The sequence below is a fragment of the Vicinamibacteria bacterium genome (assembly GCA_035570235.1).
Lineage (GTDB): Bacteria > Acidobacteriota > Vicinamibacteria > Fen-336 > Fen-336 > DATMML01.
Genome location: DATMML010000137.1, coordinates 76475 through 90735 on the forward strand (window position 1 = coordinate 76475; position 14261 = coordinate 90735).

The following is a 14261-nucleotide window of genomic DNA, read 5'->3' on the forward strand; positions in this document are numbered from 1 at the left end:
ATAACGGCGCGGGTCGCGCGGCCAGAGCCGCTGACCTGGACGGAGGGCCGGGAGACCCCGGTCCTCACGGGGGGAGGGCTCGCTCTTCAGCGAGGCTTCTTTTGGGACTGGCTCTCCTGACGGGAGACGACCCGTTGGGTCTCCTGTTGATGCTTCTGGTTCTGGGCCTGGTGTTCGCTCTCGTGACGGGCCTTGACCTGGTCCATAGAGACGCCCTTCGGAGGATTTTGGATCTCTTTCGTGTGTCGAGCCTCGAGGGCGGCCTTCTCCTGAGCGTGCTTTTGCTCGATCGTCGCCCGCTCCGCCTCGGCACCGGAGCCGGACACCCGGGCGAGGGCCGAGACCGGCTTCCTATCCGCGGGGGCGGGCTGGACCGCGGGGCGGAAGACCCTGACCTCGTTCCCTTGGACCTGGGCCCGGTGCGGGGCGGAAAGGGACGTAACTCCCACGCTTCGGGCTCGAGGAATGGCGTGCCCGACGGCGCGCTCCACGTTCTCTACCGCGACGCTGCGGTTCACGATCCGGGTCTGGACGATGTTGTAGTTCGTGGTGTTCCGAGTCGAATTCACGATGGTCACGTTCTGCTGGATGGGGACCACACGGCTCACGATGCGCTCCTCGGTGAAGTGCCTCTCCTCCACGAAGCAGTAGGCGCGGGGCTCGAGTAGGGTGTCGAGGGCCGCGGCCGCGATCGCGAGACCGACCTCCGCCCGGAAGGAGGCCTGGGGAGGCAGCGGTGCCCAGCCGATGTACCCGCCCCCCGTCCTCCAGGCGACCCAGGCCGGGGCCCAATCGCGGCCCGGCACCCAGGACCAGCGACCGGAGTCGTTGTACCACCGACCATAGTGATAAGCGGCCCAACCCCACTCTTCGTCCGAGACCCAGAGCCACCCGTCATCGTCGGTGTAGACCCAGTGGCCGAGCGTGTAGGGGCGCCACTCCGCCGCCATCCCGCGCGGGCTCCAGACCCAGCCGTAGGAGGAGGTCTCCACCCAATCGCCGTAGGGAGAGAGCTGATCGTAGAAGTATGAGACATCGACGGACCCACCCCACTGTTCGGGAGGGCCTGGCGGAGGCGGAGGGTAGTCCAGGGTGGCGCACGCAAACGACGAGGCCACGGCCAGGATCATGAGGGGAACCTTGATTCGTTTCACCAGACGCCTCCTAATCCTCATATTAGAATATTAGACGAGACCACACCGAGTCGGGACTCCGACCCCGGGCGGGGCCTCGAGCCAGTTGTCAGACATCGGCAGTCTTTCGCGGTCTGGCTCACCGGGCCTGAATCTTCTTCAGGGCTTGGTTCGCGGAGGTGCGGACGGACGGGTCCTTGTCCCGGAGCGCGTCCGTTAAGGCGGGGATCCCGGCCTTGGCCGCGGGGCCCATGGCCCCAAGCGACCGTGCCGCCGCCTTGCGGACGATGGCGATCCTATCCGTGAGCGCCTCGGCTAGGGCCGGAATCGCCTCCTGGGCCGCGGGGCCCAGGCTCCCCAGAGCGAGCGCGCTGGTCTCGCGGACGGCCGTGTGCCGATCCTTTAGCGTCTCGACCAGGCCGGGCACGGCGCTCGCCGCGGCGGGGCCGACTTGACCGAGGGCGCGCGCGGCCGAGATCTGCACAAACTGGCTCTCGTCCGAGAGCGCCTGGGTCAGGGCGGGGACGGCCGACCTCGCCGCCGGCCCCAGGCTCCCGAGGTCGTCCGCGGCCGCGACCCGGACCCGGGCCGCGGGGTCCTTGAGCCTCTGGATCAGTTGATCGACGGAGGGCCGAGCTGCGCCCAGGGCATGGCCCGCGCACAGGAGCACAGCCGTGGGAAGGAGAACCGCGAGCCGAGCCCTTCTCATCGCCGTCGAGGTCGAGGTTCCAACCGGCGCCATGGATCAGCGCTCCCGATCCAGAACCCGCTCCCCGGGGTGACCACCCGGGGCAAGACGTCCGTGGGCCCTCCCCCCAGCCGGTCGGCCCGGGAGGCCGGCCGCCGCGGCCGCCCGATCCCGGGGCGGTGCGGTGAACCCGCCGCCCCTAGAGAAATGCGACTTCGCGCGTGGCCACGGACACCACGAAACAGCGCTCGTTGTTCGATTTGGCATCCGCCGGAACCACGAAGAAGCCAGGCCTTCCCGGCTGATACCCTTGGGTCGTGCCCACCATGGTCTCGCCGTCTTTAAAAACCACCCGGATCTTGCGCCCCCCCGCCGCCTTTCCGGGGTCGAAGTCCGCGCTCTCCTTGTGTTGGGGATTCCCGGCGAAATCCCTCACGAAGAACACGGCCTTGAGGTCGGCGATGAGAACCTCGAGGGGCTTGCTGCCAGGAGGGCTCTCCAGGGGCACGACGTGGAAGCGGTCCTTGGCGGGAAGGAAGTCGTTGGTAACTCCCTTGAGAACGCGACCGTCCTGGTAGCGAGCGACCACTCGGTTCAGGGGTCAGTCTCCCGGCTAGGGTGCACCATCCAAGATAGTACACCCGCGTTGGCCCTTTTTCCCGGTCTCGGGCCCTTTTAGGACCGCGACCGCTAGCTCGCGGCCGCCGGCCTCAGCAGGCCGCGGAAGTGATCGATGGCCTCGGGAGTGGACCACTCCGCGGGGCCCACGTAGTGCGCGCGCACGAACCCCTCCCGGTCGATCACGAACGTCTCGGGGTAGCCGGTTGCGTGGTAGAAACCCTTGGCCACCGTCCCCCCGGGGTCACGCAGGACGGGGAAGGTGAGGCCGTGCTCGGACACGAAGCGCCGCAACGCCGTCTCGTCCTCGTCGACGGAGATCCCGAGCACCACCAGCCCCTCTCCTGCGAGCGCGCGGTGGAGGCGCTCCAGGGAGGGCATCTCTTGCACGCAGGGTGGGCACCAGGTGGCCCAGAAGTTCACGACCAGGAGCCGCCCCTTGAGGGAGCCAAGGTCCACCTCCCCTCCCGAGAGCGCGGCCAGCTTGAAGGGAGGAGCGAGCGTGCCGGGCTTGAGCGCGTAGCCCTTGTTTTCCAGAAGGTGGACGTAGCCAAAAGCCACGGCCACCACCGCCGCCCCCACCAGGACGAGCCGAGCGCCTTCTTTCATCTCCGCCGACGATTGTAGGCCTGGAACCCGGTATGCCCCGCGCCTCCCCCGAGGTGCTCGCCCCGCGCCCTTCGCGACACGGTCCGGAAGAGGTGCCTGCCCGCACGGACAGCGGTCAAGCTTGCCTCCGGGCCAGCCATCGTTCCAGGACAACCAGAGCCCAGATCTGAGGCCCCCAGTCTTGACCGGCCAGATGACGCCGCCATAGCTTGTGCACCACTCCGCGTTCGAGGTACCGGTAGAGCGTCGAAGACTCGACCAGGGATTCTTCCGCCAGCCTCCGCCACCCGGTCCGGAACCAGTGGCCTAGGGGAACGCTGAAGCCCTGCTTGGGCCAACGCCCGACGGCCGCCGGCAGCAGATCTGCGGCAAGGTCGCGCAGGATCCGCTTCTGGTCCGCCGCCTGGACCTTCAGGTCGTCGGGCAGGGTCCACACGTATTCAACCAGGGCCCGGTCCAGAAAGGGGCACCGCGCCTCAACGGCATGAGCCATGGTCATGAAGTCCGTCTTCGGGAGAAGGTCATCGGCGAGATAGGTCTCCAGATTGACGGCGAGCAAGGAACGCAGCACACCGGAGCCGGCGTGGCGGAGGAGGCGGGCCTCGTAGGCCGCGACGATCGACCGGCGGTGGAAGCGGAGGTCGCGCCGGACCAGGACCGGCACGAAGTCCACATCGAAGACGGCGCTGGAGGCGAGCAGCGCCTCGGCCGGTGAGCGGGCGAAGCGAAACAACGCTCGCTGCAGCCGGCCGGCCCACAAGCGGGGCGCGAAGGCCCGCGCCACGCGTCCGAGGAAGCCTGGGCGGCGAGTGGCAAGTGCCCGGGAAAACCGCGCGTAACCTCCGAAGATCTCGTCTCCTCCCTCGCCGGTAAGAGCGACCGGGCAATCCTCACGAACGAGGCGGGCCAAGAGATAAAGGGGAAGGGCGGTGGCGTCCGCAAAGGGCTCGCCGTAGTGGGCGAGGGCGGCGTCTACGGTGGCCGGGGGCGGAGGGCCGAGGAGGAGCTCCTTGTGGTCCGTCCCCAGTGCGTCCGCGACGAGGCGGGCGTTTTCGAGCTCCGACGAGCCGGGCGGTCCTTCGAACCCCACGGTAAAGGTCCGCACGCGCGCGCCGCTGAGACGAGCCATGAGGGCGACCACCACGGAGGAGTCCAGCCCCCCGCTGAGCATCGCTCCCACCGGAACGTCGGCGACCAGGCGTTTCCGGACCGCTTCTTCCAGCCGCCTGCGCACTTGGAGCTTTGCCTCCGCGGGGGAGATGGAGACCACGTCCGCGACGGGCAGGGACCAGTATGACTTTTGCGCGGAGCTGCCTTTGGAGTCGATCGTCATCACGGCCCCGGGGAGAAGCCGGTATACGCCGCGGAGGAGCGTGTTAGGGGCGGCGGCAAACCCGAAGGTCAGATATTCCCCGATCCGCTCAACGTCGACCTCCGAGGGTGGCCGCAGGCCTTCCATGAGCGCGCTGACCTCGGAGGCGAATGCGAAACGCCCTTGATGCTCGGCGTAGTACAGCGGTTTTTTTCCTAGCCGGTCCCGGGCGAGCAGAAGGCGTCCTCCACGGGAATCCCAGAGCGCGAAGGCAAACATCCCGTCCAGTGCGCGCACGCAGTCGTCGCCCTGCTCTTCGTAGAGATGGAGGATGACCTCCACGTCAGACCGGGACCGGAAGGCGTGGCGGCGTTCCAGATCCGCTCGGAGCTCCTTGAAGTTATAGATCTCCCCGTTCGCCACGACCTGCAGGGAGTCATCCTCGCTGCCCATGGGTTGGCGGCCGGCCGAGGAGAGATCGATGATCGACAGACGCCGATGGGCGAGGCCTACGCTAACGCCCGGGCCGGACCCGAAGTAGAACGCCCCGTCGTCGGGACCGCGGTGCCGCAGCGCCCGGGCCATGGCCTCAAGCCGATCGGCAGCAATCGGGCGCTCCTCGAAGTCGATGATCCCTGCGATGCCGCACACGCTCAAGCCGCCTGCGGGCGGGGGTGCCGCCCGCGGCAACGGGAGCCGCATTCCTCGAGTCGGGTCGCTCGATCCGCGGAGTTGAACAGCACGAGAATGCCGTCGTCGTGCCGCGTCCCCCCGATCCCGTGGCCGACCGCTCGCCCCACACCGAGCGAGGCGGCGGCCGGATAGCGCCCAGGGTCGGACAGGGACGCCGGCGCGAGGTAGCTTGCCGCCTTAGCCCAGTCCCAATCATCCCGGAGCCGCCGCAGGCACGACCCGCAAATCACCTGGGTCGTGGGCTTCACGGCTGCCGCCGCTCCGGCGATGATCAGCGGCGTGCCTTCCTTCATTTCCGCCGACGATTGTAAGCTTAGAATTCGGTATGCTCGATCTCTCCCCCGAGGTGCTCGCCCTACGCGCGGAAATGATCGCCCTCCGCCGCGACCTTCACCAGCATCCTGAGTTGGCCTACGCGGAGACCCGGACCGGGGACCGGGTGGCGGCGTTCCTGGAGGGAAGCGGGCTCGTGGTGCGCCGGGGGGTCGGGGGCACCGGTCTTCTGGCCACCCCGGAGGGGGGACGGGGGCGGACCGTCCTCCTGCGCGTGGACCTCGACGCTCTGCCCATCCAGGAACAGAGCGGCGCCCCCTACGCGTCGCTGACGCCCGGCGTCATGCACGCCTGCGGCCACGACGGCCACACCGCGATGGGGGCGGCGGCGGCGCGCATCTTGGGCCGGCGCCAAGCCCAAGGGTCGGTGCGCGTGCTCTTCCAGCCCGCGGAGGAGGGGGAGGGGGGGGCGCAGGCCGTGGTCGCGGATGGCGTGCTCGCGGGCGTCGACCTTGTGCTTGGGGTCCACCTCTGGAACGAGCTGCCCGTGGGCACCCTGGGCGTAAAGCCGGGGGCCCTTATGGCCGCCGTGGACCGCCTCAAGATCGTGATCCATGGCCGAGGCGGGCACGGCGGCCAGCCTCAACGGTCGGCGGATCCGGTGGTGGCCGCGGCCCACGTGGTCACCGCCTTGCAAACGATCGTGTCCCGCGAGGTCTCGCCCCTGCGGTCGGTGGTGGTCACGCTGGGCTCCATCCATGGCGGCCAGGCGTTCAACGTGATCCCCGACGAGGTCACGCTTCTGGGCACGATTCGGACCTTCGATGCCGACCTGAGACGCTCTCTGCCGGACCGGATCCGGCGCATCGCGGGCGGGATTGCCGAGGGCCTGAACTGTCGGGCCGAGGTGGAGGTCAAGGCCGGCAACCCCGCGGTGGTGAACGACCCCCGGGCAGCGGAGATCGCCCGGCGGGCGGCACTGCGGGTGGTGGGGGAGGCGGGCGTGGTCGAGCCCGAGCCCACCATGGGGGGGGAGGACATGGCCGTCTACTTCGCGCACGCCCCTGGCTGCTTCGTCTTCGTCGGCTCCGCCAACCCCGAGAAGGGGCTGGACCAACCCCACCACAGCCCCCGCTTCGACTTCGACGAGGATGCCCTTGCCATCGGCTGCGAGTTCCTGCTGCGGGCGGCGGAGGAGGCCCTCAGGGCCTGACCGGCCTCCGGGCCCAGATCAAGGACAGGGGCGAAAGGCGGGATGCGGGGCGGCCTGCGATGGTCACGGCCTCCACTCCTCCTTGAAAGTCGTCGCTTTCTCGACCCGGGCCCAGAGGACGGCGTGTCCAATGCCGGGGCCCTCAGGAACGGCGATGGTGCCGTCGGGGGCGACCGTGACCGGGGGATCGATGAGATCCTCTTCGAAATAGCGGGCGCTCGCGGAGGTGTCGCCGGGGAGCGTGAAGCCGGGGAGGGTCTGGAGGTGGACGTTGGCGAGGCGCCCAATCCCGGACTCCAGCATTCCTCCGCACCAGACCGGCATCCCCCGCGCCGAGCAGAGATCGTGGATGGCGAGGGCGGCCGCGAAGCCCCCCACCCGCCCCACCTTGATATTAATGATGCGGCAGGCCCCGAAATCGAGCGCGTGGCGGGCGTCGTCCGCGGAGCGGATCGACTCGTCCAGGCAGACGGGGGTCCAGATCTGCCGCTGGAGGGCGGCATGATCCAGGATGTCGTTCCAGGCCAAGGGCTGCTCCACCATCAGGAGGCGGTGCTCGTCCAGCTCGCGGAAGAGGGCCACGTCGTCCAATGTGTAGGCGCTGTTGGCGTCCACCATGAGGGGGATTTCCGGGAAACGCGCGCGTAGGGCGCCGACGAGCTCGCGGTCGCGGCCGGGCTTGATCTTGATCTTGATCCGGCGGTAGCCGGCCGCGACCTCCGCCTCCACGCGGTCGAGGAGGGTGGGAATGTCCTTCTGCAGGCCCACGGAGACGCCGGCGGCGATGGTGCCGCCGCGGCCGCCCAAGAGCCGGTGAAGGGGCGCGCCCTCGCGTCGGGCCCACAGCTCCCAGACCGCCATCTCCAGGGCGGCCTTGGCCATCTCGTGCCCGCGCACGCGGGCGAAGGCCGCGGGCAGCTCGCGGGGGTGCCCGATCTCGAGGGTGAAGGCAAGGGGGGCCAGGAAGTCGCGCAGGATGTGGAGGACGGTGGTGTTGGTCTCGGGCAAGTAGAAGGGGTCGACATCCGCCACGCACTCCCCGTAACCGGTCACGCCCTGGGCGGAGACGGAGACGAGGAGGAAGTTCTTGGCCGTGGTGCGGGTGAAGGAGGTTTCGAAGGGGTGGCGAAGGGGCAGGCTCAGCCCCCGGACCTCGACCCGCTCCAGCCTCACGCGCTAGGCCCTTCGCGAGGGTAAGGGCGCGGCTTCGCTTCCCCGCGCCTCCCGCGGCGCGCGGGAGGCGCAGCGTCGGCACAGGCCGAAGATCTGGTGACGGTGCCCCTCGATCACGAACCCGAAGTCCGCCGCGATCTCGTCCTGGATGCGCTCGATCTCCGGATTCGCGAATTCAAAGATCTCGCCGCAGGACTTGCAGATGAAATGGTCGTGGTGGGCCCGCTTGTAGTCCACCTCGAAGCGGGTGTCGCCCTGCAGGGACAGCTCACTGGCCAGGCCCGCCGCCTGCAGGAGCTTGAGCGTGCGGTAGACGGTGGTGCGGCCGATGTCGGGCCGACGCTTCTGGACGATCTGGAGCAGGTCGTCCACGGAGAGGTGCCGCTCCGAGCGGAGGAAGGCGTCCAGGATCACCTCGCGCTGCCCGCTCCGCTTGAGCCGGTTCTTCGCCAGGTAGGTGGCGAAGACTTCCTTCTCCTCGCGCCCGGCCTTCCCCTTCACAATGCGGCCAGACTAGCCCGGGGGGTCGAGGGCTGTCAACGACACGAGCGGCGACAGCGCCTAGGGCTCGTCCTCCAGGCGCAGCGCGGGATCCCCGAGGAGGCCGAAGCCCTCCACCACCGGGGCCATGGCCGGGTTCGCCTTCAGGGCCTCCGTCTTGGCACGCTGCATCGCCTTGCCCAGCGTCTCCCCAGCCAGGAAGTGGGCGTAGAGCCGCCGCGAGAGCTGCTGCTGCAGGAGGGGGTCGCTGATTCCCACCGGTCCCACGCTGGCCAGGGTGCCTCCCTGGGGGACGAAGAGGAGCGCCTCGTTGACGGTGGGGCCGCCGTCGTTCTGGTAGTACTGGACCTCGCACGTCCAGGTGAAGAGGACGGTCTCCCGGCCCGAACCGGAGAGGGAGGCGGCATCCCCCACCCGCAGCAAGCCGCCGTTGGACCAGCGGTCAAAGCCCCCGTGCCCGAAGTAGTGCGTGGTCTGCACTCCCGCCGCCAGGCTCCCCAGGAGGACGCCCTGCGCTTCGGCCAGGCCGCTCGCCGTGTCCGCCCAGGTCACCTGGCCGGGGAGCTGCCCGGCCACCGCTTCACCCTCCCCGCGGAACGAGATGTCTCCCGGGCCCGCCTTCTCCACCGCGATCAGGTGACGCCCGCGCAGCTGCTTCACCACATCCCCTTGACGTGCGATCTTGTCCACCATCACCTCGGCCTCCGCGACCGTCTGCACGGGCAGCCGACCGATGGCGAGATCCGGGCTCCCGTCCCCGTCCACGTCCGCGTAGGCGTTCTCCGAAGGCACGCGCCCGTAGACCCCGTCCCAGCCGTTCAAGGACGGCACGTAGGACACGAGGCCCTCCCCCAGGTGGTTCCGGGGGTCGAAGGTGTCGCCCCCCACCAGGAGCACGTACTTGACCCGGCTCTGCTGCCAGGCCTCCCGGATCAGGGCCTGCACGGCCTTGGCTTCGAACACTCCCCCGCTGAACCGGTCGTAGGCCCGCTCCACGTCCACCACCACCGCGTGGAGCCCCTCCCGCCTCTTGAGCTCGGCTATGCGCTCCGCCGGCTCGAGGAAGGCCCCGTGGGTCACGATCAGGTAGTCGGCGCCGCGGAGCGAGGGCAGCCGCGGGTCGTAGGCCACCACCTCGTCCACCGGGGCCGGCCCGGTGGGGGCTTCGAGGACGACGCCCAGGTCGACGACGTCCAGGAAGGCCAGGCCGGGAGCATCCGCCGTCGCCCCCGTCGCCTGGTAGGTGAACGTCAGCTCGTTCCCGGCCGCGCGCAAGGCCGATCCCGGCACGGACCCCACGAGGAGCGCGGGGACCTTGCCCTGGAACGCCACCTGCCCCACGCGGACGCCGTTGATCTGCGCCTCCACGATGTGATGGTGGTCCGTCGCCCCCAGGAGCCCGATCTGGACGCGCACCGCGCCCCCGGGAGCCACGAGCCCGGGAAGGTCGAAGCTGTCGGGGCCGGTCGGAAAGGCCGTGGACAGGAAGTCCCAGACCCAGGGGTCCATTCCCTGGGCCACGAAGGGCGCGAAGAAGAAGTCCTGCTCGACGCGCACCATTCCGGGCACGCGCGGGAACCCCGAGCGGCTGAGCTCTACCACCGGCGGAGGCGGCGTACCTGCCGTGACGAGATAGGCGTTCTCGCCCGTGAAATCCGTGGACAGCTCCTCGGCCCGGAACTGGATCCCTCCCGCCGCCGCGCGGAAGGGGACGAGCCGGCCCAGATTCGTGACCAGGAGGCGCTCCGGATGCTCCACCGGCAGTCCGAGGGCGGCGAGCTGCGCGAGCGGGACCGTCACCATCCCCGCATGGCTCACCTCCACCTTCACGCCCAGAGAGCCCCAGACCGGCCGCCGCTCGGGCCGGGGGGCCGCCCGCCGCAGGGCGGGATCCCTCCGGCCGGTCAGCATGCGGGCCCCGTCCGTCTGGTGCACCTCCTCGTCCCCGTGCCGGACTTCGATCTCTTCGAGCGACGCCCGTAGGCCGGCATCGGAGGCGGCAAACGGCCCCATCACGCGGTGGCGGCCGCCCACCTCGATCTCCTCGATCTCGACCTCGTCCACCCTCACCGGCCCTGTCTCCACCCGGTAGAGGGTGGGCCGCGAGGTGTCCGGCGCGGGGGCCGCGAGCAGGCTCCGGTTCAGGGGGACCCGAGTGCCGTCCCCCTCCAGGGCGTAGACGTTGAAGCCCGAGGTCCCCCGCTGGACCCCGGTCGCGAATTCCAGGCTTCCCCCCTCCACGCGCAGGCCGATCACGCTCGTGCGGGTCAAGGCCGGGCAGATCTGCACTCCGGGGATCGTGTTCAGGGTGAGGGTGGTCTGGAGGATGCCGACCGCCCCGTTCGTAGCCCCATACGTCAGGGTGGGCGTGGTGTGGCTGCTGTCGCACTGGTTCGTGAGGCCGGAGACGCCGCCCGCCACGCTGGTGGAGGCCGCATTGGCAGAGAGAAGAATGACGCCGCCCCCACCCCCGCCCCCCGGACCGTGGTGGCTGCCCCCGGGTGTGGGGGGAGGATCCGGGGCCGGAGGCGAGGAAAGGTTGGCGTAGCCGCCCCCGCCGCCGTTGGCGGTCGCAGTGAGCCCGCCGAGGCCTCCCGACGCCACCGCCACGACGATGCTTCCGCCGGCGCCGCCGCCCCCGCCGCCATCGTTGGCGGTCGACGGAGGCCGCACGCCGTTGGCGGTGATGGTCCCCGTGCCCGCCACCGCGTTCGCACGGATGAGGACGATCCCGCCCCCGTTGCCGCCCCCGCTCGGCCCGGCGTTGTTGCGGCTCCCCGCCCCGCCCCCGCCGCCGAGGAAGAGACGAGTGGCGGACGCCCCCGGGGCTTGGCCACCGAGGCCCCCCGTCTTCGAGCCATCCGTGATGGGCGGGCAGGGCGTGGGGTTATCGAGCCAGCCCCAACCCCCCTGACCGCCCGCACCCCCGTTGCCGCCCGCCCCGCCGCCCGTGTTGTCGTCGTTGCCACCCGGGTCGCCGTCGGTGCCGCCGCCCCCCGCGTTGGCGGGAGCCCCCCGCGCCCGGTCGCCGTTAGGGTAGGCATCGTTCCCGGTGCCGGCCCCCAGGATGTCGGGCGTGCCCGCAATTCCTTCGCCCTTGCCCCCGTTGAGGTTGAAGGTGATGCTGGTCACGTAGTCGGTGGTGTTCCCGGTGTCCCCCCCCAGCGGCTCCCCGGGCGCGCCCCGGAACCCCTGGCCGGTCACGGTCACGCTGTTGAGGGAGAGCGTGAGGGTGCCGCTCGCGTCGATGGCCACCACACCGCCCGCCGCGCCGTTCCAGGCCGTGGCGGTCACGCCGGAGATCGTGACGTTCGCGAAGCGGGCGACTTTCACGACCTGGAATGTCCGCTGGCCGGCGGTGGCAGTGGCGGCCGCCGACCGATAGGCGTTCAGGGTGCCGAAGGGCCCCACACCCGCGTTGGCGCTCGTGATGTTGAGGTTGACGTTGGCCCCCGAGCCGACGGCCACCGCGTTCTGCGCGACCACGTACTCGAAGAGGCCGCTGCTGTTGAGTCCGGTCCCGGCGAACGCGCCGTAGGCGGCGGTGTTCGTAGTGTTGATGTCCGCATCCTGCATCTGGATGAGGAGGAGCATGTCGCCCACGGCGATGTTCTGCGCCAGGCCAAGGACGGCGTTGGTATTGACGTGGATGTGCGTCGAGCCCGCGGCCCAGGTCCCAACCCCCGGATAGTACGTGTTGAGCACGTTTGACTGGGTGGCGACCGGGCTCGGAAAGCCGCAGGTCTGGGCAAAGACAGCCGAAGGGGACGCCCCCGCCAACGACAAGGTAAGAAGACCAGGAATCAGACGAAAAAGAGCTTGGGTGAGTCGCATTTTGTCCGCTTTCATGCCTCCGCCGGTGGCCCCATTGGGGTTACCGGTCTCGGCCCCTCAAGAAGCAAGGGCCATGCCTGGGCCCGCAAGGGCCTCGTCCACGGCCCGCACAGCCGAGCCATCGGCCCGGGACCCGAGCTCGTACGCGGGCACCGCGCCCAGGAGGCGCGCGCAGGTCTGAAGCACGGTGCCCACGCCCTCGGCCTCCCAGATTGGCGGGAAGCACCGAGCGAAGAGCTCGGCTCCCGCCCGGGGTGCGGTCAGGATTTTGACCCGAGTTCGGGAAGATTGCCGCAGGAAGAAGATTGCGCGGAGGGGCGCGCCCCGGGGCGAGGCATATCGGCCAGAGCCGTGCCAGGGCGTTCCGTAGATCCAGGGTCGGCCGTCGCGCCAGCGCACGACGGTCCGATCGTCGCTGAGCACGAGCGCGCCCTTTCGATGCCTGCGCCACAGCCGGGCCATGGTCGTCTTCCCCGCACCCGATCGACCGCAGAAGAGAAACGCCCCTCCTCCCCGCACCTTGACGCCGCACGCATGGACAACGAGGGCGCCCGCGCACGCCAGGTGGTGCTGGAAGAGGAGCTCGTCCAGGGGATAAGACAGGGCACAGCCGCGTCGAGCGTCCTCCGCGGAGGGAGGCAGGTAGAGCCGTCCGCGCCGACGGCCGCGGTCGATGGCCACGGCTCGAGCCACGCCGCCCAAAGCGGCAGGGAAGCTGTAGAGGACGAGACGGCCTTGACCATGGACCCGCCAGGGCCCGCCGGAATCGAAGAGCAGGGGGCCGGGAGGGGGAGGTTCTTCCCTCACGACCTCGAGGCGAATGTCTTCTCCCTGGCGGGCGGAGAAGGGCCGGAGCGCCCGCGGGAGGAGCAGGCTGGGCAGGGAACAGGGCGCGTGGACGGCGAGGGTGACGCCAGCGATGCGCAGGCGAGTCACCATGCACGTCAGCGCGGGAGAGAAGCCCCTTTCGCTCTCGAGCCCTCCGGCCGACGCTGGATCTGGATGAGCGGGGCCTGCGCGGGCTGGGCCGAGCAGGACCCGCAGCCGCCCGCAGTTGTCGCCACCGTCCGGCTCGCTCCCGACACCCCGCCCAGGCAACAACTGGCGTCCCGCCGGTGGCCCGAGGCCTCGCCCAGGAGGGCATAGGTTCTGAGGTGCGTGATCTCGCAGAACTGGGGGACGAGGCCCTCGATGTCGCCCGTCTCCATTTCCGCCGCCCCCGGGCAGCTCCCGCACACGGGCCTCAGATCGCAACGCCGGCAGACAGCGTTCGACTGCCACTTCCGCGCCCGGAGCGCGGGGAAGAACTCGTGCCAGCCGCGGGCGAAGCGATCCTCCCGCAGGTCGAACGAGCGGCGGCGGGAAAGCTGGCAAAGTTGGAGGTGGCCGTAGGGATCCACCGTGAAGCCGATCTGCCCCGCCCCGCACGCGTAGACGTTCTCCTCCTGATGGGGGTCGCGTTCCGCATCGGCGAGCCGGCGGTAGGACTCTTGATAGGCAGTCCGCCGGGCGGGGTCCTCGAGATCCACCGCCACCGCGCGCTCGGGTGAAACCTGGAGGCCCGGGTCCCTATGGGCGCCGCAGTCCACGCGCGGGTTGAGCAGGCTGTCGTGCCGGAAGGCGACGCCCAGGGAGCGGGCGAACTCCCGCATCGCCGCAACCTCGTGCTCGTTCCAGGTCAGGACCATGGTCTTGAGCTTCAGGGGCAGGCCGCGTTCGTGCAGCCGACGGATCCCCGCCAGGCAGCGGTCGAACGAGCCCTCGACCCGGGTCACACGCTCGTAGGTCTCCCGGGTCATCCCGTAGAGGGTGATCTCCACGACCGCAGGGGGGTGAGCGGCGAAGAGGTCCGCGATCCTGTCCGTGACCAGGGTTCCGTTGGTGTAGATGCTGACCCGTAGACCCCGGCTCACGGCGTGGAGGTAGAGCTCGGGGAAGTCGGGACGCAGGAGCACCTCCCCTCCCGTGAGCAGGAGGTCGAGGCAGCCCTCGTCCACGATCTCGTCGATCAGCTCCTTCAAGCGGGGGAGGCCGAGTTCCTGCTCCCGGACCCCGCGCGCGCTGGCCGGCTCGTTGACGTAGCAGTGGACGCAGTTGAGGTTGCAGCGGAAGGTGGTCTCGATCGTTCCTTCGAGGGGGATCCGCCGCGCGTAGGCCCCCGCCTCCTCCAGGAATTCCCCGAGCGATACCTCTTCGATGGGCGGCGCGTCCACG

At 70.0% G+C, this 14261-nt stretch carries 12 protein-coding genes; 1 reads left to right on the plus strand and 11 read right to left on the minus strand.

Going from position 1 to position 14261, the window contains the following annotated elements:
• Window positions 1-86 precede the first annotated feature (86 nt).
• The 6 genes from VN461_23855 to VN461_23880 all read right to left on the minus strand — a co-directional run bounded on the left by VN461_23855 (window position 87) and on the right by VN461_23880 (window position 5346).
• The gene (locus tag VN461_23855; protein HXB57817.1) at window positions 87-1154 is read right to left on the minus strand and encodes a DUF6600 domain-containing protein; all 1068 of its coding nucleotides are present in this window, start codon (window positions 1152-1154) and stop codon (window positions 87-89) included.
• A gap of 118 nt (window positions 1155-1272) precedes the next feature.
• Complete coding sequence (locus VN461_23860; GenBank protein ID HXB57818.1) at window positions 1273-1842, minus strand: HEAT repeat domain-containing protein; 570 nt, start codon at window positions 1840-1842, stop codon at window positions 1273-1275.
• A gap of 178 nt (window positions 1843-2020) precedes the next feature.
• The gene (locus tag VN461_23865) at window positions 2021-2410 is read right to left on the minus strand and encodes a hypothetical protein (protein ID HXB57819.1); all 390 of its coding nucleotides are present in this window, start codon (window positions 2408-2410) and stop codon (window positions 2021-2023) included.
• 101 nt (window positions 2411-2511) lie between these two features.
• Window positions 2512-3048 carry a TlpA disulfide reductase family protein gene (locus VN461_23870; protein HXB57820.1) on the minus strand — a complete coding sequence of 179 codons (537 nt, stop codon included), beginning with the start codon at window positions 3046-3048 and terminating at the stop codon, window positions 2512-2514.
• A gap of 115 nt (window positions 3049-3163) precedes the next feature.
• A complete protein-coding gene (gene asnB, locus VN461_23875) occupies window positions 3164-5011 on the minus strand; it encodes an asparagine synthase (glutamine-hydrolyzing) (protein ID HXB57821.1) in 1848 nt (615 codons plus the stop codon).
• A gap of 2 nt (window positions 5012-5013) precedes the next feature.
• Window positions 5014-5346, minus strand: a complete 333-nt coding sequence (locus tag VN461_23880) for a hypothetical protein (protein ID HXB57822.1) — start codon at window positions 5344-5346, stop codon at window positions 5014-5016.
• Window positions 5347-5378: 32 nt separating this feature from the next.
• On the opposite strand from VN461_23880, the gene VN461_23885 reads away from it, so the two are divergent.
• On the plus strand, window positions 5379-6539 hold the full coding sequence (locus VN461_23885; GenBank protein ID HXB57823.1) for an amidohydrolase: 1161 nt from the start codon (window positions 5379-5381) through the stop codon (window positions 6537-6539).
• 63 nt (window positions 6540-6602) lie between these two features.
• Here the strand turns inward: VN461_23885 and menC are convergent, their stop codons facing one another.
• Genes menC through VN461_23910 form a run of 5 tightly spaced genes read right to left on the minus strand, consistent with a single transcriptional unit; the run spans window position 6603 to window position 14260 of the window.
• Window positions 6603-7712, minus strand: coding sequence for an o-succinylbenzoate synthase (menC, locus tag VN461_23890; protein ID HXB57824.1), 1110 nt, complete (start codon window positions 7710-7712; stop codon window positions 6603-6605).
• 3 nt (window positions 7713-7715) lie between these two features.
• On the minus strand, window positions 7716-8213 hold the full coding sequence (locus VN461_23895; protein ID HXB57825.1) for a transcriptional repressor: 498 nt from the start codon (window positions 8211-8213) through the stop codon (window positions 7716-7718).
• 60 nt (window positions 8214-8273) lie between these two features.
• Window positions 8274-12062, minus strand: a complete 3789-nt coding sequence (locus VN461_23900; GenBank protein HXB57826.1) for a C25 family cysteine peptidase — start codon at window positions 12060-12062, stop codon at window positions 8274-8276.
• Window positions 12063-12104: 42 nt separating this feature from the next.
• Window positions 12105-12986: a hypothetical protein gene (locus tag VN461_23905; GenBank protein HXB57827.1), complete on the minus strand. Its 882-nt coding sequence runs from the start codon at window positions 12984-12986 to the stop codon at window positions 12105-12107.
• Between the two features lie 5 nt (window positions 12987-12991).
• Complete coding sequence (locus VN461_23910; protein HXB57828.1) at window positions 12992-14260, minus strand: radical SAM protein; 1269 nt, start codon at window positions 14258-14260, stop codon at window positions 12992-12994.
• Window position 14261 lies beyond the last annotated feature (1 nt).

Excerpts from the sequence above, each read along its gene's own strand:
- VN461_23880 (HXB57822.1), bottom strand. The coding sequence starts at position 5,346 with ATGAAGGAAGGCACGCCGCTGATCATCGCCGGAGCGGCGGCAGCCGTG.
- VN461_23885 (HXB57823.1), top strand. The coding sequence starts at position 5,379 with ATGCTCGATCTCTCCCCCGAGGTGCTCGCCCTACGCGCGGAAATGATC.
- VN461_23860 (HXB57818.1), bottom strand. The coding sequence starts at position 1,842 with ATGAGAAGGGCTCGGCTCGCGGTTCTCCTTCCCACGGCTGTGCTCCTG.
- VN461_23870 (HXB57820.1), bottom strand. The coding sequence starts at position 3,048 with ATGAAAGAAGGCGCTCGGCTCGTCCTGGTGGGGGCGGCGGTGGTGGCC.
- VN461_23905 (HXB57827.1), bottom strand. The coding sequence starts at position 12,986 with ATGGTGACTCGCCTGCGCATCGCTGGCGTCACCCTCGCCGTCCACGCG.
- VN461_23900 (HXB57826.1), bottom strand. The coding sequence starts at position 12,062 with ATGAAAGCGGACAAAATGCGACTCACCCAAGCTCTTTTTCGTCTGATT.